The sequence below is a fragment of the Bartonella sp. AS69XJJH genome (genome assembly GCF_042195585.1).
Lineage (GTDB): Bacteria > Pseudomonadota > Alphaproteobacteria > Rhizobiales > Rhizobiaceae > Bartonella.
In genome coordinates, this window is record NZ_JBHIOO010000001.1 from 141677 (window position 1) to 159951 (window position 18275).

Here is an 18275-nt window from a genome sequence, read left to right on the forward strand (position 1 = left end):
GAACCATACACCCTATTTTTAAAGAGTGTAATTTTTAGGATAAATAATGATGCGTGATCAGTGTGATACCCTCAGCCTTACGCCTGAATTAAAAGATGCAGCTTCTCAATCGAGAACTTGGCCATTTGAAGAAGCACGTAAGATTATCAAACGGTATGAAAAGACGGGTTATCCAGACAGTGTGATATTTGAAACAGGTTATGGACCTTCTGGTTTACCGCATATTGGAACTTTTGGGGAAGTTGCACGTACAACTATGGTGCGCCATGCATTTCATATTCTTACGGAGAATAAAGTAAAAACAAAATTGCTTTGTTTTTCTGATGATATGGATGGTTTGCGCAAGGTTCCTGAGAATGTGCCTGATCGCGAAAGGATGGAACATTATCTTGGTCAACCGTTGAGCCGTGTACCAGACCCTTTTGGAGATGATTATCCTTCTTTTGGGGCAGCGAATAATGCGCGGTTACGGGCTTTCCTTGATCGTTTTGGTTTTGATTATGAATTTGCAAGTGCTACGGATTATTATAGTTCCGGTCGTTTTGATGAAACGCTTTTGAAAATTCTTGCCTGTTATGACAAGGTTATGGCAATTATTTTACCAACATTAGGTGAAGAACGGCAAGCGACCTATTCACTCTTTCTACCGATTTCTCCCTTTTCTGGAAAAGTATTACAGGTGCCGATGATTGCGCGTAATGTTGAAAAAGGTACAGTCACTTATATTGAGCCAGAAACAGGAGAAACCATAGAAACAGAGGTTACAGGGGGCAAAGTTAAGTGTCAGTGGAAGGTAGATTGGGCAATGCGTTGGACAGCGCTTGGCATTGATTATGAAATGGCAGGAAAAGACCTTATCGATTCCACAAATCTTTCTTCTAAAATTTGTAAAGTATTAGGTGGAAAGCCCCCAGAAGGATTCAACTATGAGCTCTTTTTAGATGAGAAAGGGCAGAAAATTTCCAAATCCAAGGGAAATGGCTTAACCATTGATGAATGGCTTACTTATGCCCCAACAGAGAGTTTAGGGCTTTATATGTTTTCAAAGCCTAAAACAGCAAAAAGGCTTTATTTTGATGTGATTCCCAAAGCGGTGGATGAATACTATGCGCATCTTTCAGCCTATGGTCGTCAAGAATGGAAAGAGCGTTTGAATAACCCTGTATGGCATATTCATAGTGGTTGTCCGCCGCAGGTTGATTTGCCTGTATCCTTTGCAATGCTCCTAAATTTGGTAAGTGCTTCAAATGCAGAGAATGCAGAAGTTCTTTGGGGTTTTATTTCTCGTTACGCTAAAGGAGCAAATGCACAAACTTATCCAGAACTTGATCAATTGGTGAAGTTTGCCATTAAATATTTTGATGTTTTTGTTAAACCAAACAAAAAATTCCGGCTCCCTGATGATAGCGAACGAGCAACATTAGCACAAATTGATGAAAAACTAGCTAATTTACCTGAAACCGTTGATGGTAACATATTACAAAATATGCTTCTTGATGTTGCACGGTTAACGGAACGCTATCAAGATCATAGCAAAAAAAGCCCTGAAGGTGGACCTGGTGTTTCCAATGTTTTTTTTCAAATGCTGTATGAAGTCCTTCTGGGACAAGAGCGAGGTCCACGATGGGGATCATTTATAGCGCTTTATGGGATTGATGAAATGCGTGCACTAATTGCTGAAGCGCTTGCACGTCCGACGGAGGAATAATGGAAAAGAGAGTGCAAGAAGTAAAGCGACGCCGTACATTTGCAATTATTGCTCACCCAGATGCGGGAAAAACAACATTAACAGAAAAGCTTTTATTGTTTGGTGGTGCTATTCAACTTGCAGGAGAAGTAAAAGCTAAAAAAGATCGTATTCAAACCCGTTCTGATTGGATGAATATTGAGCGTGATCGTGGTATTTCCGTTGTGACTTCGGTGATGACGTTTGAATATGAAAATCATATTTTTAATCTCCTAGATACTCCAGGACATGAGGACTTTGCGGATGATACGTATCGCACTCTCACAGCTGTTGATAGTGCTATCATGGTATTGGATGGGGCACGCGGGATTGAGCCAAGAACATTAAAATTGTTTGAAGTATGTCGGATGCGGGATATTCCTATTGTTACGTTTATCAATAAAATGGATCGTGAGGCACGTGATCCTTTAGAGCTTTTAGATGAAATTGAAGAAAAGCTTGCTCTTGATACTGCGCCTATAACATGGCCAATTGGTACGGGTAAAGATTTTGTTGGTACCTATGACCTTCATCATAATCGTTTTCGTCAAAAAGATGATGAGATAACACAGCAGATAGTTTCAAATCCCAGAGAGGTTGTCCATTTACTCCCTGAATATCAACATTCAACTTTTATTGAAGGGGTAGAACTCGCTCAAAGTGTTTGCAAGAATTTTGATCTTCAAGCTTTCCGTGAAGGTCATATGACTCCGGTTTATTTTGGTTCAGCTTTGCGAAATTTTGGTGTCCGGGATTTGATCAATGCGCTTATTGATTTTGGTCAAAGTCCTCGTGATCAAAGTGCAGATCAGCGCAATGTCATAGCCATGGAACCTAAAATGACGGGATTTGTTTTTAAAATTCAAGCGAATATGGATCCTAATCATCGTGATCGTATTGCATTTTTTCGGGTATGTTCGGGAACACTTGAACGTGGTATGAAAACAAAGTTAGTTCGAACAGGAAAACCAATGACACTTTCGGCTCCACAATTTTTCTTTGCTCGTTCACGCCAAATTGCTGATCAAGCCTATGCCGGTGATATCGTAGGGATTCCTAATCATGGAACATTGCGTATTGGCGATACTTTGACTGAAGGAGAAGATATCCTCTTTAAGGGAGTACCAAATTTTGCACCAGAGATTTTGCGTCGTGTTTGTTTGGGCGATCCAATGAAAGCAAAAAAGCTCAAAGAAGCTTTGCAACAAATGGCTGAAGAAGGGGTTGTACAATTGTTTATTCCTGATGATGGGTCGCCTTCTCTCATTGGTGTTATTGGTGCCTTGCAAATTGACGTTTTAACGGAACGACTTAAGGTGGAATATTCTCTGCCGGTAAGTTTTGAATCAGCGCGCTTTAATTTATGCCGTTGGATTTCAGCACAGAGCAAAGATGAGTTGCAAAAGTTTCTCAGCAATCACCGTTCTGCTATTGCGTATGATTTAGAAGGTGATCCAGTTTTTTTAGCGGAGAACCATTTTTCATTGAATTATGAGGCAGAAAGAGCTCCTAAAATAAAATTTTCTGCTTTTAAAGATTATCAAGTACGCTCTTAAAATAAAGAAAAATATTTTCTACAATAATTTGATTTATAATGATAATTTATCGTTTTTCATATTGAAACAATCAACATCATTTGTTTTCACGTCATAAGTAGGATTGGTGTGTGCGTAAAAACACTTGAAGCAAGAAATACAAAGCCTCTTATAAACCTTCTCTATAGCCAAGAGCTTTCAAAATATTGGATGAGGGTAAAAAAGTGATGATGGTAGTGTGTGACGTATCTTATCCCATTCACGGAAGTTACATTATACTATTCATTTATATTATTTACGGGACGACATTACGAGGTAGGCTCAAGTACAATGAAAGATGTCTCTTTAAAAACAAATATATAAAATTGCAACATAATGATATTTTTGGGCATTCTATTTTTCATCAGGGATGTGATCCTAGCAAGATAGAGGCTTGCACAATAAACTTTTGCAAAATTCTCTCCATAAAAGTAATCTATTTTCGCTGTTAAAGGTGGACATATTATTTTTTTCCAAGCTTTTTATGAGCTATGAGCTTCGAAAATATTATTTATGAAACTGATTTTTTAAATTTTGCAATATCATGATATCTATTTTTCTCTGAAAATAGTTGAGTATGTAAAGGATATTTTCAGATTGCACTGTATAAAGAATACGGTAAATTCATTATATCCAAATAGTTATAATGCATTGGTGCCCCTAGCACCTTTTAAAACTTGAATATTTATTTTTATATTACCTATTTGAGTTAGAGAATAAACTGTAGCCAATTCTACGTTGAAAAATATCAAAAAAATTTTACATATTTTTTCGCGATGACTTAAGACATATAATTTACTTCAATATTTTTTTAAACTTAAGCTAAAAAATCTGCTGTATAAATATAGCTTTTCAGTTTTTCATTGTATAAATATTGTATACAGTCAAGATTATACAAATAATCAATAAGCTGAAATTTGTTATCCCAAATATGAGATCATATGACCTATAAACCGCGTGTCTTTTCTATTTCTCCGGGAACTGCTTTTTTGCCTCACTTTGTTGATGCACTACTCTCTGGTAGCCTTATTGATAATTTCGCTTCCAGTGGAGATATTCAAACTGCCCTTGCCGATAGCCTTATTTATGTTCCAACACGTCGTGCTGCTCGCGCTTTGCGTTTAGCCTTTGTTGAAAGAAGTGATACACAATCAACATTTTTGCCAACCATTCGTGCTCTAGGAGATGTAGATGAAGACAGTTTCCTTTTTGTTGAAAATCATACCAGCGCTCTCGATCCGCCTATTGGAGAAAGCGAACGTCTTTTACTTTTAGCGCGCCTTATCCGTCCATGGCGTGAAAATTTACCTGCGCATCTGCGTGCCATGTTTGGCACAGAAGATGTGCTTATTCCGGCTCATAGTGCTGATGCGATTTGGCTTGCGCAAGATTTAGCACACTTGATGGACGAAATTGAAACAGAAGGAGCAGATTGGTCAAAACTTAAAAATATTGCACCTGATATGGTCGCTGAATGGTGGCAAATAACGCTCGATTTCTTGACTATTGTTACGCAAAATTGGCCAAAAATCTTGACAGAAAGACAACGTAGTAATCCCGCGGAATGGCGTAATCAAGCACTCACAATGCATGCAGAGACTTTACGACGTATGCCGCCTGATAAACCGATCATTGCAGCTGGTGTGTCAGGTTCTATGCCTGCAGTTTCTCATCTTTTAAAGGTTATAGCTTCTCTGCCAAAGGGGGCTGTTGTTCTTCCTGGTCTTGATTTTCATATGGATGAAGATCAATGGAATGCACTAAGCACAAGCAATGAAGAAAAAACAGCTTGTGATTTTTTTGATCTTGCAGAAAATGTTTTTAGCCATCCTCAATATCATTTAAAAAAACTTCTAACTCTCATGGAGTGTCAACGTCATCATGTTTGCGAAATTGGCCAACAAAGTATAACAAAGAAAAGACGAATGGCTCTTTTATCAGAAGCGCTCCGACCAGCTTCTACAACAGATAAATGGATACAAATTGTCCGTGATGATTATGAAAATCTTTGTGCAGATTGGTCATTTATTGAAGCTATAAATGAACGTGAAGAAGCTCTCGCTATAGCTGTTACTTTACGCAAAGCTATTGAAGAACCCCAAAAAACTGCAGCCCTTATTACAAATGACCGTAATTTAGCACGCCGTGTTGCTGTGGAATTACAGCGATTTGGAATTGAAGCAAATGATTCAGGCGGAATACCACTTGCACAAACATTGCCTGTAACTCTCTTACGACTTATCTTAGAAAATGTGTTGCAACCCGATGATCCCATTGCTTTTCTTTCTCTTCTTAAGCATCCACTGATAACACTTCAACAAAACCGTCATCGTTTACGCGAAATGGCAGAAAATTTTGAACTTTTTGTTCTTCGAGGGAATACAGGGCGCATCAATCTTTGCGAGTGTGATCAATTTCTTGAAAAATGGATTGAAACGCACTTGCATAATAGTTCTGAAATAAACGCTCTTGATCAGCAGAAATGTGAAGAAGCACGTTTCCTTTGTCATCTTTTGAGGAAAGCTGTTGAACCTTTAACATCTCTTATGAAACAAGAGAAAGAATGCACCATCACCGAAGCTGCGATAGCAACTGTTGAGGTTTTTGAAAATTTTGGTCGCAATGAGGATAATTCTCTTGCACATCTTTATCAACATGAAGCAGGACAAGCCCTATCAAAATTTTTACGTGAATTGGTCAGTGATCAATCCGGATTAACATTTCATCTTTGCGAATGGCCCGCTATGTTTTCTGCCATAATAGCAACCCGTTCCGTTACACCTTCGCCTGGAGGACATCCACGTTTATTCATCTGGGGTACTTTGGAATCACGTTTGCAAACGGTTGATACAGTGGTCATCGGCGGTCTTAATGAAGGGTCATGGCCGATATCAACCCGAAATGATGCTTTTTTATCGCGACCGATGAAAATGATGTTAACTCTGGAACCACCAGAGCAGCGTATTGGCCTTTCCGCGCATGATTTTCAATGGGCGATGGGAATGGATAAAGTAGTGATGAGTCGCGCACTGCGCGTTAATCATACGCCTTCCATTCCTTCACGTTGGCTACAACGCATGGAAACAGTTGTAGGAAAACAGGTTTGGGAACAAATCCGTGAACGAGGTGAAATACTACGCCATTGGGCAAAGATGCTTGATCATACAAGCATAACTTCTGAGGTGGAACGTCCTTGTCCTGCTCCACCTCTTGATATACGTCCGCGTCATTTTTCGGTCACTGAAATAGAAACATTGCGGTATGATCCTTATGCTATTTATGCTAAAAAAATCTTACGGCTCAAACCACTTAAAGAACTTATTCATGATCCTAGCGCTTCAGAACGTGGAACACTTTATCATGCTATTCTTGCGGCTTTTTGTACACAAATAAAAAATCCAAATGCTGCAAATGCACTCAATGTACTGCTTGCTATTGGACGCAAAGAGTTTGATAAATTCAATTTTCCACCCGATATTGAAGTAATTTGGTGGAATAGTTTTGAAAATCTTGCTCCGCGCCTTATTCAATGGGAACAAAGTTTAGGACTGCGAGAGCGATATTCGGAAGTGGTATCACAAAAAATCCCTATAGGAACAACAGGGGTAACCCTTTCAGGACGTGCTGATCGTCTTGATGTTTTGCCAGATAAAACGGTTGAAATTCTAGATTTTAAAACCGGAACCCCTCCTTCGTCAAAACAAGTTCGTGAATTATTATTTCCGCAATTGGCTTTAGAAACAGCTTTACTCATGCAAGGGGGATTCCCAGATTTTCAAGATTTTACTCCCTCAAATTTATTTTACATTCCTCTTAACAAAAAAGGTGAAATTAAATCCCAATCAATTCTTTTAAAGAAAAAAGACGGCAAAACTCACCTAAGTGCTGTTAATCTTGGTGAAAATGCATGGGAAAATCTTATCGCACTCATAACTTATTATCAAAATCCACAACAAGGCTATCTCTCACATGCTGTTCCTATGTCAAAACGATATGAAGGTGACTACGACCATTTGGCTCGGTTGTGGGAATGGTCAAGTGGTTTTCATAAAGAAGAGTAATCATGACGTTTTTTTCTATTCCTGAAGCCGCTCTTGATGCACAAGCAACGGCAACACATCCCCAAAAAAACGTGTGGGTTTCTGCAAATGCTGGATCTGGAAAAACTCACGTTTTAAGTGAACGTGTTATCCGTTTGCTATTAAACGGTACGCCTCCGGCACGTATTTTATGCCTTACTTATACCAGAGCTGCTGCTGCTGTTATGCAATCACGAATTTTTCGCACGCTTTCCAGTTGGAATGAACTCGATGATGCACAGCTGCAAGAAACCTTAACACGGTTTGAAAAAAAAACTGTTAATGCGCAAAAACTAACTTATGCACGACAACTCTTCGCGCGTGCTCTCGAAACGCCTGGTGGCTTAAAAATCCAAACGATTCATGCTTTTTGTGAATCTCTCTTGCATCAATTTATGTTAGAAGCCAATATTGCAGGGCATTTTGAACTTCCAGATGATATTAGTCGAAAAAAATTACAACAAGAATCCCGTCGCCAACTTTTATCCCGTCGTGATGTACAGCCTGCTTTGCAACAGTTATTTACAGTTATTAGCGAACATACTTTTAACCAATTGCTCCATGAAGCAATGGAAAAGCAACATAAACTCTCTGACTTTTTATCTTCTCTTCTATCTGAAAATGGAGAAGAAAAATTGCGTGCACTTTTTAACTTAGCGCCTGATGAAACAAACCAATGTCTATTGGAACAAATTAAACAGACAGCGCGCCTTCCTCTTTATGCTCTTAAGCATTGTGAAACCAATGGCAATCAAAGCTGCAAGGATATGGTGGAAAAACTTTCCCAATTAGAAAAGGTGCATGATGAGACAAATATTCTCAATATTATTTCTGATATTTATTTTACAACAAAAGGTGAGCCGCGTAATTTTTCACATTTATCTCGTAAAAAATCAGATGAAATTTGGCCTTTTATTCAACAAATGCTTGAAGATAAACAAAACAAGCTTTCTATTCTTTTAGAGAAATATCAATGCGCAAAAGTTGCTACTCTCAATATGGCTGCTTTTCAGTTATGTGCTGTTTATCTCAAAATCTATACGAATCTAAAAAAGGCCAATGGCTTCTTAGACTTTGACGATCTTATTGAGCGTACACTTCATTTGTTACAGCGTAAAGGTGCAGGCCAATGGGTGCATTATAAACTTGATCGTGGGCTTGATCACATTCTACTTGATGAAGCACAAGATACTAATCCTGAGCAATGGCAAATTATTCAACTGTTGGCACAAGAGTTTTTCTCAGGTTATAGCCAACGAACAAATATACGGACTCTTTTTGCTGTTGGAGATGAAAAGCAATCTATTTATTCTTTTCAAGGAGCAGCTCCAGAAAATTTTGCTGAAAATGGACGAATCATTCAAAAAAAAGTGCAGCAAACAAATCAACAATTTGAAAAAATACAACTGCATTACTCTTTTCGCTCTACAGCGGATGTTCTTAAAAGCGTTGATATTGTTTTTGAAACACCAGAAAACTATAAAGGACTTTCGGCAGAAAATACAAAAACGGTGCATGAAGCTATCCGTGTTCATAGCCCCGGTGAAGTTGTTATATGGGATGCAATTTCTAGAGAGACGAGTGAATTTCCTCATGATTGGCATTTAAGCGTTGATCATTTAGATACCCCAGAAGTTCGTTTAGCAGAAAAAATTGCTGAAACTATTGCCAACTGGTTACAAAAAGGTGAAATGCTTCCAGCAAAAGGACGCTTAATACGGGCAAGTGATATTATGATCTTGGTTCGTAAACGTGATCAATTTGTCTCAGCTCTTTCCCGTGCTTTTAAACATCGCAATATTCCCGTAGCAGGGGCTGATCGTTTACAGCTTACCAAACATATTAGTATCCGTGATTTAATGGCGCTTGCACGTTTTGTTTTGCAGCCACAAGATGATCTTTCTCTTGCTTGTGTTTTTAAAAGCCCCCTTTTTGCTCTTAGTGAAGAGGAACTCTATCAGCTTGCCGCACACCGCACCGGCTCTCTTTGGCAAAGCTTATGTACGCACGCATCATCGCAGGCATCTTTTAAAGATGCTTTTGAAAAGCTAAACCATTATCGCGCTTTAGTGGATAAAATACCGGTTTTCGAGTTTTATAGCCATATTTTGAATAATGATAAGGGAAGACAAAAAATTCTGTCTCGTTTAGGATCTGAAGCAAATGATGTGCTCGATGCTTTTATGGATTATACGCTCACTATTCAAAAAACAGGATTACCAGGATTACAAGCTTTTTTAGAAACATTAAGTGCAAGCGAACCAGAAATTAAACGTGAATTTGAACAAAATAATGAAGAAATTCGCATCATGACTGTTCATGCTGCAAAAGGACTAGAGGCTGCTATTGTGTTTTTAGTTGATCCTGGTAGTGCGATTTGGCATCCTCAGCATGCGCCTCACTTGCTTAAAGTTCCTTTAAACAATGCACAATGGAACGGAAAACAAGCCTTTATTTGGCGCCCCAATGAAAAGTTTGATACAAAACTCTCTAAACAAGCAATTTCACATTTAAAAGAGCGTGCAGAAGAAGAATATAGGCGCCTTCTTTATGTAGGAATGACACGCGCTGAAGATCGTTTGTTTATTTGTGGATATAAAGGCCAGAAAACGCAATCTCATACATGGTTACAACTGGTAAAAAAAGCCCTCGAACCGCATGCTCTTGTTATCAAAGATTCTGCGGAAGATATTACAGCTTGGCGTTTTTGCATCACACCTCCTTCTTCTGCTTCTATAAATCAAGAAGCTCCCCGCGCTGAATGCGAAACATTACCACCTTTGCCTGCTTTTTTCTCCCATAAAGTACCAGAAGAACCAGTGCTACCAAAACCGTTAAAACCCTCAGTCGCGAGCCTTTCCATTGAAGCTGATACAGAGCTACCCTCAAGTCCAAAACAGTTTACCTCTTCCCCTGTTTTAGGGGAAACAAATACCAACAGAGCTTTTTCCATTGAATATGGTAATCTCATTCACCGATTGTTACAATATTTACCCGATTACCCCTTACAAAAACGTCAAGATTATGCTCGCAACTATCTCAATATCAAAGCCTCTCATTGGCATGAGAGCCAAAGAGAAGATGCTCTTCGCCATGTTTGGAAAATATTAGATCATGTTTACCTAAAGCCCCTTTTCTCTGAGCATTCACGTGCTGAGGTCTCTTTAATGGGTATTGTGAAAATTCGTGGAAAAGAACACGCAATTTCGGGTCAAATTGACCGTCTCTACATCACGCAAAATAGCATTATCTTTGCCGATTTTAAAACAGGAACCCCGCCAGAAAATGAAGCCGCTATTGCTTCCCATCACTGGTTGCAAATGGCTCTTTACCGAAAATTGTTGCAAGCTATTCATCCCGATAAAGATATCCAAGCTCTGCTTATCTACAGTAAAGAAGCCAAAATTTTTAAACTTCCTCCAGAAAAACTCGAGGCATTTCTTGGTGAAGTTGCCTTATAAGTTACTCCTTTTCTTCAAAGCATCCTTACACTTTTTTACTTTCATAAAATCGTCCAAACAAACACAATGCACAATCTCTGGTGTAAAAAAGTTCTTTAATAATTTATCTTTGCAATAACTTGATATGAATTGTTATCATACCAATCTATAAAAGTGAATATAAAGGATAAATCAATGACGTGTATAAAAGTTGATAAGGACAATTTCGAAAGTGAAGTTCTAACCTCTTCCACCCCAGTTGTGGTTGATTTTTGGGCAGAATGGTGTGGCCCTTGCAAAATGATTGCTCCAATTTTGGATGAAATTTCAATGGAAATGCAAAATCAAGTTAAAATTGCTAAGGTAAATATTGATGAAAATCCGGAACTGGCTACCCAATACGGAGTGCGTTCTATCCCTACATTATTAATGTTTAAAAATGGAAATATTTCATCGAATATGGTTGGCGCTACCTCTAAAGGACGTCTTTCTGAATGGATAAAAGATGGGCTTAGTTAATTCCACATATAATCACTCTAAAGGAGAGAAGTTTTGTCTCTCCTTTAGACTTTTTTAAAACATTCTTTTTTTGCAATATATTGTAATGAAAAGACAATAAAATAAAAATGTTAGATAAATTTAAGAATTCGTACTTTTATGCATGATTCAATTGCCCATTTTTTATAAAAAAATTGCTCTGTATGAAGAATATAGGCAATTCCTTCCTTATATGCGCGTCAAAAATGTTAGGTGAATGATAATTTCATAACGATATTTTCTTCTTGGATAAGATTGTTGAGATAGATAGTGCTTTCAACACATAAAAAGGCAGTATCAAGCTAGCAATAAGGAGATTTTTGTTTGGAGTCCTTAGCAATTATAAAAGGAGATTTTAAGCAAGAACTTTGCAAATTACCTTTCTGAAGTTTACAATTTTTAAGCAGAAAGAAGCAAACAATTCACTACAGGTTATATAATGCTCTTCTAAGGGTTACCACTTCAATTTAAAATTCCTTTACACTATTCTCTAGAATCAAAAGACTTTTTTCGAAGCCTTTAGCAAAAATGTGAAAGGCAAAAAACATTCTCTAAAATAAATTGATAAATTCCTATAAATTAACGGCTGTCCTTTGCAATTTATGTCATTGTTATATAAAAGAGCCAGTAGTTCGTCTCATCTTCATGGTTTATACCTCTATGATGGACTTCTTTGTGTTATTCATCATCTCAAATTTCATAGGTACGTACTGAGGTATTATCAATTAAAGAATGATGATGTCGATGCTCATATCGATGTTTTTTAAAATGTGCGAATTGCAAAAGATTGTTGCAAACGTTCAACGGAATGTTGTGCTGATCTGAGTGTTACATGACGCCCATGTTCTTTATAGTGTAAGGTAAGTGCAAAAGTGGCGAGCTCTAAAAGAGCTGTACTTCTTTCTGGCCATTCAACAAGTAAAATATTTTTCTCACGCGCTTCATGAAGTCCTAATTCATCAATTTCTTCTGCCATAGAAAGGCGATAAAGATCAGCATGAATAATTTCAAACTGTGGAAGTTGATAGCTTTGCACAAGAGTAAAAGTAGGGCTTGGAACATCCATAGTGTTATCGTTCGCAAGCGTTTGGATGATTGTACGTGCAATGGTTGACTTTCCAGTTCCAAGATCTCCTTGCAGCGTTACAAGATCTCCTGGCTTTAAAGAAAGAGCTAAATTTTGTGCAAAAAGCTTTGTTGCCTCTTCATTTTCAAGAAAAAAACTAAAATTCATTAAAAGTTCCATGAAATGGATGAAAAATTTTTGTTATCATAAAGGTCAAAATTAAAAAATCTTATCTCCTTTGGAAAGTGGGAAAAAACATTTAACTGTTGTTCCTTTTCCAGAACCGGTAAGAATTTCAACATGTCCACCGTGTAGTTCAACGAAACTTTTCACAAGGGAAAGTCCAAGACCCGCTCCTGCGCGCCCACCATGGTGTGAATGAGAAGAAAAACGTTTAAAAATACGATCAAGGACATCTTCTGGAATGTCAGAGCCTTCATTGTGAACGCTAAAGACAATGTTATCATCTTGTTCATCGACGCAAAATTCAATAGTGCTTGCCTCCGTTGCAAAATTAATAGCATTACTCAGTACATTCACAAAAATTTGATGTAAGCGTTTTTCATCAGCAGAAATAGAATTTAAGGAAGGAGAAATTTGTTGTAAAAGCGTAATATGGCGTCCATTAAGGCGATCTTCTACACGTGCTACTGCTTGTATCATAGCATCGGCAATGTTAACCGATTTTATGTCCAACTCCATAATGCCTGCATCAAGGGTAGCAAGATCAAGAATATCGTTAACAATATTTAAAAGAGTTCCTGATTCTGAATGAATGTGCCCAAGATATTCTTGTTGACGTTGATTGATAGAGCCAAAAATTTGATCACGTAAAATATCCGAAAATCCGATAATATTGGTGAGAGGTGTACGCAACTCATAAGAAACATGTTGGACAAATTCATTACGCAAACGATCAGCACTTTCTAATGCTTCATTTCTTTCTTGAAGAGCACGGGCAACATGGACAGTATCCGTAACATTTACAAAAGTAAGCATCGTTTGTCCATCGGGAAGAGGGACCAGAGTATAGTCAATAATCATATCATTTTTAAGCTCTATACGATCTGAATATGTTTCACGTTTTTCAGCAAAACCGGTAATGAATTTGGTAAATTGATCCCATTCTTGTCCTAAGGTTAAGGCTGAACAATGGCTTTGTAACTGTGTAATATGGGTTCCTTCTACCAGTAAATTATAAGGAAGCGACCACAATTTCGACAGGGCAGGATTCGATAAACGAAGGCGTCCATCAGTACCAAAAACAACCACGCCTTCGGAAAGTTTATCAAGTGTTTCACCTTGTATTTTAATAAGTGTATTATAACGGCGTTCAAGATCAATTTTTTCTGTAAGGTTTTCGTAAAGCCAAGTGACACCTCCTTGTGGATGAGGGTTAGAGACAACACGCACCGTACGCCCATCTGGAAGATTCCAAATTTGTTGGTTCGATTCTGTTTGTCGATAGGCTTTAAAAAGCTCTTCTTTCCATGCGCGCCAATCGGGGTGTTCAGCAATGAGCCCTTTTTCACGTAGACGTTCAAGAAATAATGTATGGCTTGGTTCACTTTCTAAAAAGGAAGTCTCCAACGGCCATAAAATTTTAAAAGCATGATTACAGAATTTTAATTTTTGGTTTGTATCAAAAATGGCTACAGCTGTTGAAATTTGGTCAAGTGTTTCACAATGGCTTTGAAGGACATATCTTAATTCATGAGCAAGATTTTCATATGCGCTGTCATCACGCGCAAAAGCTGCCATACCTTCGTCTGTTGTAATGCGTGTGAGATGAAAACGATGTCGTTCTCCGTCAATAACTGTGTGAACATGTTCTTGAAAAATTGTTTCTGTTTCATCTGTTTTGCGTTGTGTATTTTCATTGAAAAGATCCCCCACTTCATCACTGCCTTCACGAAAGTCTGTCATTTCTCTAAAGGCGCGATTGATAAAACAAACTTTTCCTTCACAATCTTTTATCCATACGGGCTCTTGAATAAGATCAAGAAGATTACGCTGCATTCTCAGTTCAGTAAGAAGGCGGGCGATATCTTTCTGTAAACGAGCATTTTCACTCTGTTGTTTTGAGACATCTTGAAAACGAGCAATAGCGACTGTTCCTGCGATGACTCCTGTAACTTGTAGCAGCACATTGTTTGTGGTGGTGATAGAAAGATCAAAAGGGTGACATTTACAACGTAGTTGAGTCAATGCATAATCAAGTTCTCGCAGAGAATTTTCTTCAATCCAGAGCTCAAAACGCTGAAAATCTTTCTGATCGATTCCTATTTTTTGCAATGCAGAAAGAGCACCAACGACACGGGGTAAGGTTGTTGGATTTTCCCAAATAAGAAGGAATTGCTCGGTTTCTTCCAGAAGCCATTCATAATATTTAATTTTTTCAGAAAAATTTGCCTGAAGTATCTTCAAAGGCTTCTGTGCAGTTTTTTTTGCACGCATGATAACAGCCATGCACGTGAGAAGTGAAGCACAAGAAATTCCTCCACACAGTGCCAAAAGCAGCCATGGACCATTGGGCAAAGTGAAAGAAAATGGTAAATAACTTTCCAATGACTGAGAAACAGCGCGTGTTGGAGAAAAAAAGAAAAAAAGGCAAAATATATACGTATAGATTCGGATCACTCTTTGAGCTTTTTCTTTGGGGTTATAGTCACCAAAGCTGAGCACGGCATCTTTCCCTTTTTTAACCCAAGGAAACGTATTAGTAACGGTAATGGTTTGGTTTATAAGGTCCTTGTGGTGTGACTCCAATATAGGCGGCTTGTTCTTCTGATAAAACACTTAATTTTATTCCTAACCGATCAAGATGTAGACGTGCAACTTTTTCATCAAGATGTTTAGGCAAAACAGTGACTTCATTTGTATAGTGTTCTGCACGGGTAAAAAGTTCAATTTGCGCTAAAACTTGATTAGTAAATGAAGCTGACATGACAAAAGAGGGATGCCCAGTCGCATTACCGAGGTTTAACAAACGCCCTTCAGAGAGCAAAATGATGCGTTTTCCATCGGGAAAGGTGATCATATCAACTTGTGGTTTAATATTCGTCCATGGCAAATTTCTAAGAGCTGCGACTTGGATTTCGTTATCAAAATGACCAATATTTCCAAGAATACACATATCCTTTACTTGTCGCATATGGTCTAAACGAACAACATCTTTATTGCCTGTTGTCGTGATGATAATATCAGCACTGGAAGCAGCATCATCCAAATTAACAACTTCATAGCCATCCATAGCTGCTTGAAGAGCGCAAATAGGATCAATTTCTGTTACTTTAACACGAGCTCCAGCACCAGAAAGAGATGCTGCTGAACCTTTTCCTACGTCACCATAACCACAGACAATGGCAGTTTTACCAGCGATCATCACGTCTGTTCCACGTCGAATACCATCGACTAATGATTCTTTACATCCATATTTATTATCAAACTTTGATTTAGTGACGCTATCATTGACATTAATAGCAGGAAAAGGCAGAAGCCCTTCTTTTTGTAACTGATAAAGACGATTTACACCTGTTGTGGTTTCTTCGCTTACACCTTTTATTGCTGCACGCTGTCGTGTAAAAAATCCTGGTGTTGCATCTAGGCGCTTTTGTATTTGTTTGAAAAAAATTTCTTCTTCTTCTGTTTTGGGATGCGAGAGGATATCTTTATTTTGTTCTGCACGACTTCCCATTAAAATATAGTTTGTGGCGTCAGCTCCATCATCTAAAATAAGATTAGAAGGATTACCATCTGGCCATTGGAAAATTGCATCTATATAAGTCCAATATTCTTCCAATGTTTCACCTTTAACGGCGAATACAGGAATACCAGTTGCGGCGATAGCTGCTGCTGCATGGTCTTGCGTAGAAAAAATATTGCTAGAGCTCCACCGTATATCGGCGCCAATTGCTTTTAATGTTTCAATTAAAACAGCTGTTTGAATTGTCATGTGCAATGAGCCAGAAATACGCGCTCCACGCAAAGGTTGATTAGAGGAAAACTCCTTGCGACAAGCCATCAAACCAGGCATTTCAGTTTCAGCAATATCAAGTTCTTTACGACCATAAGCGGCAAGTGCAATATCTTTGACAACAAAATCTTGAGCTGCCATTCTTCATTCCTTTAAAATAAGTTTTTCCAAGACGGTAGGAGAAATTAAAAAAAAATGCAAGACAAGAAGAGGACTTCTTTATGTGAAAAGGCGCTTTTAAAATCTCCATAAATTTGTGCAACAAATATACATTTATAGATCTGAGTAATGATGTTACTGACAGAATAAAAGATCTTCATGATAAGTCTTATTATATAAACAAAACTCTATCCTTTTCACGTAATTTTAAAGCTTTTAAAAATCTCCAAGGGAATACCTTTTAAATAATAAAAATGGTGCATTGCTTCACAGTTTTTATATCGATTTTTTAAATGGGATAATATCGAAAGTAATATGCTCGTATTCTACTCGCTTATGCAGTTGTTGAAAAGGGAAGTATTACCTTACTTTAATCTCATGACTAAGCTTTTTAGCAAAATAATATAATGCAAAGCCATAGGCTATCATGTTTATGAATAGGCAATTCAGAATCGGTTTTTTAGGATTCCAATGTTGCATCTGCTCTTGGATAAAAACAGTTTATAAGAAGTGCTTTTCTCCTGTTTTCAGCGATTTTTATCAAAATATTATAGACATACGATTAAAAATTTTTTGTGACTCTGAATAGAGCATTTAAAATGCAAAAACATTATTCTATTGAGCATTCTGATTTTAAAACCGCTAACAACGAGCTATGAATTATAAATCAAATAATTAACTCAGTTTTGGAAGAATTTATTCTAGACGAGTAAGTTTTGGGAAAATTGACCATGTGGACGAAATCGCCATAGATAACTTGGCAAAAATGCAGCCATTGCTCTGGGGGTAATTCCCACACCTTCTAGAGTATATCCATTCTCTATAGCCTCTTTAGAAACAATGTTATCCATTTGCAAAAAACGTATCTGATTGGCTGTTATAAGTGTTGGTACAAAAGGCAATTTACCAATAGTTCCCAAAATTCCCCCAATCAATAGACCAACAGAAAGAGGCATGGATAGGATTGTTTTTTTACGGTGAATAATTTTGAGTATATTTTCAAGAGTATTTTGGAAGGTGATAATCTGGGGACCGCCAAGATCATAATTTTTTCCCCAAGCAACCTGTCCATCTAAAGCGCGCGCGATAAACTCAGCAACGTCACCAACATACACGGGTTGCAATTTGCTTTGCCCACCCCCAAAAAGAGGCATAATTGGTAAAAAACGTGACAAATCTGCTAAGGTGTTAAAGAAACAATCCTCTGGTCCAAAAATAACGGATGGACGGATAATAATTGCTTGAGGATGCTTGTTATGAATAATTTGTTCACCCATAAACTTAACACGTGCATAAAGACATGAAGCATTCTCGTTAGCCACAAGTGTTGACATATATATGAGTGGAATAGCAGCTTCTGCTGTTAATTCAGCAACATTGTAAACACCATCAATTTGTGTGTTTTTAAAATTCGATTGATTTGCTTGTTTTAAGCTACCAGGTAAAAATACTGCCGCATCAGCTCCAAGCAATGCGCGTGCAACAGAGGCACGATGCTTGATATCTGTTTTAAGCATTTGGGTTTGTCCTACTTCTCCTATTTGGAGCATGTAATAAGCTTTTTGTGGACAACGAACAGCGATACGAACGCGATATCCCCGCTTAGTCAAAGTTTCAACGACATGTCGTCCTACAAAACCAGATCCGCCAAAAACAGTAATAAGTTTAGGATGTTGATAAAGTGCACAATCAAGTTGCATGATTAAAAAGTCTATCTT

General features: G+C 37.9%; 9 protein-coding genes. 5 read left to right on the plus strand and 4 right to left on the minus strand.

Features of this window, described 5'->3' with window-relative positions:
* Positions 1-46: 46 nt before the first annotated feature.
* From ACFIK6_RS00615 to trxA, 5 genes are all read left to right on the plus strand, one after another.
* Positions 47-1708 carry a lysine--tRNA ligase gene (locus ACFIK6_RS00615; protein ID WP_375641302.1) on the plus strand — a complete coding sequence of 554 codons (1662 nt, stop codon included), beginning with the start codon at positions 47-49 and terminating at the stop codon, positions 1706-1708.
* Complete coding sequence (locus ACFIK6_RS00620; protein ID WP_375677269.1) at positions 1708-3282, plus strand: peptide chain release factor 3; 1575 nt, start codon at positions 1708-1710, stop codon at positions 3280-3282. The genes ACFIK6_RS00615 and ACFIK6_RS00620 overlap by 1 nt, the downstream gene beginning before the upstream one ends.
* A gap of 959 nt (positions 3283-4241) precedes the next feature.
* Complete coding sequence (gene addB, locus ACFIK6_RS00625; RefSeq protein ID WP_375641305.1) at positions 4242-7361, plus strand: double-strand break repair protein AddB; 3120 nt, start codon at positions 4242-4244, stop codon at positions 7359-7361.
* A gap of 2 nt (positions 7362-7363) precedes the next feature.
* Positions 7364-10840 carry a double-strand break repair helicase AddA gene (addA, locus tag ACFIK6_RS00630; RefSeq protein WP_375677270.1) on the plus strand — a complete coding sequence of 1159 codons (3477 nt, stop codon included), beginning with the start codon at positions 7364-7366 and terminating at the stop codon, positions 10838-10840.
* Positions 10841-11014: 174 nt separating this feature from the next.
* Complete coding sequence (trxA, locus tag ACFIK6_RS00635) at positions 11015-11338, plus strand: thioredoxin (protein ID WP_012754458.1); 324 nt, start codon at positions 11015-11017, stop codon at positions 11336-11338.
* A gap of 781 nt (positions 11339-12119) precedes the next feature.
* Here trxA and tsaE read toward each other — a convergent pair.
* The 4 genes from tsaE to ACFIK6_RS00655 all read right to left on the minus strand — a co-directional run bounded on the left by tsaE (position 12120) and on the right by ACFIK6_RS00655 (position 18257).
* Positions 12120-12590: a tRNA (adenosine(37)-N6)-threonylcarbamoyltransferase complex ATPase subunit type 1 TsaE gene (tsaE, locus tag ACFIK6_RS00640; RefSeq protein WP_375641307.1), complete on the minus strand. Its 471-nt coding sequence runs from the start codon at positions 12588-12590 to the stop codon at positions 12120-12122.
* Between the two features lie 51 nt (positions 12591-12641).
* A complete protein-coding gene (locus ACFIK6_RS00645; RefSeq protein WP_375641308.1) occupies positions 12642-15107 on the minus strand; it encodes a PAS-domain containing protein in 2466 nt (821 codons plus the stop codon).
* A gap of 34 nt (positions 15108-15141) precedes the next feature.
* Positions 15142-16539: an adenosylhomocysteinase gene (ahcY, locus tag ACFIK6_RS00650; RefSeq protein WP_375641309.1), complete on the minus strand. Its 1398-nt coding sequence runs from the start codon at positions 16537-16539 to the stop codon at positions 15142-15144.
* A gap of 719 nt (positions 16540-17258) precedes the next feature.
* A complete protein-coding gene (locus tag ACFIK6_RS00655) occupies positions 17259-18257 on the minus strand; it encodes a complex I NDUFA9 subunit family protein (RefSeq protein ID WP_375641310.1) in 999 nt (332 codons plus the stop codon).
* Positions 18258-18275: the final 18 nt, after the last annotated feature.

Bases quoted from the DNA above. Each gene is read 5' to 3' on its own strand.
- ACFIK6_RS00615 (WP_375641302.1), top strand. From the start codon at position 47: ATGATGCGTGATCAGTGTGATACCCTCAGCCTTACGCCTGAATTAAAA.
- ACFIK6_RS00620 (WP_375677269.1), top strand. From the start codon at position 1,708: ATGGAAAAGAGAGTGCAAGAAGTAAAGCGACGCCGTACATTTGCAATT.
- addB (WP_375641305.1), top strand. From the start codon at position 4,242: ATGACCTATAAACCGCGTGTCTTTTCTATTTCTCCGGGAACTGCTTTT.
- addA (WP_375677270.1), top strand. From the start codon at position 7,364: ATGACGTTTTTTTCTATTCCTGAAGCCGCTCTTGATGCACAAGCAACG.
- trxA (WP_012754458.1), top strand. From the start codon at position 11,015: ATGACGTGTATAAAAGTTGATAAGGACAATTTCGAAAGTGAAGTTCTA.
- tsaE (WP_375641307.1), bottom strand. From the start codon at position 12,590: ATGAATTTTAGTTTTTTTCTTGAAAATGAAGAGGCAACAAAGCTTTTT.
- ahcY (WP_375641309.1), bottom strand. From the start codon at position 16,539: ATGGCAGCTCAAGATTTTGTTGTCAAAGATATTGCACTTGCCGCTTAT.
- ACFIK6_RS00655 (WP_375641310.1), bottom strand. From the start codon at position 18,257: ATGCAACTTGATTGTGCACTTTATCAACATCCTAAACTTATTACTGTT.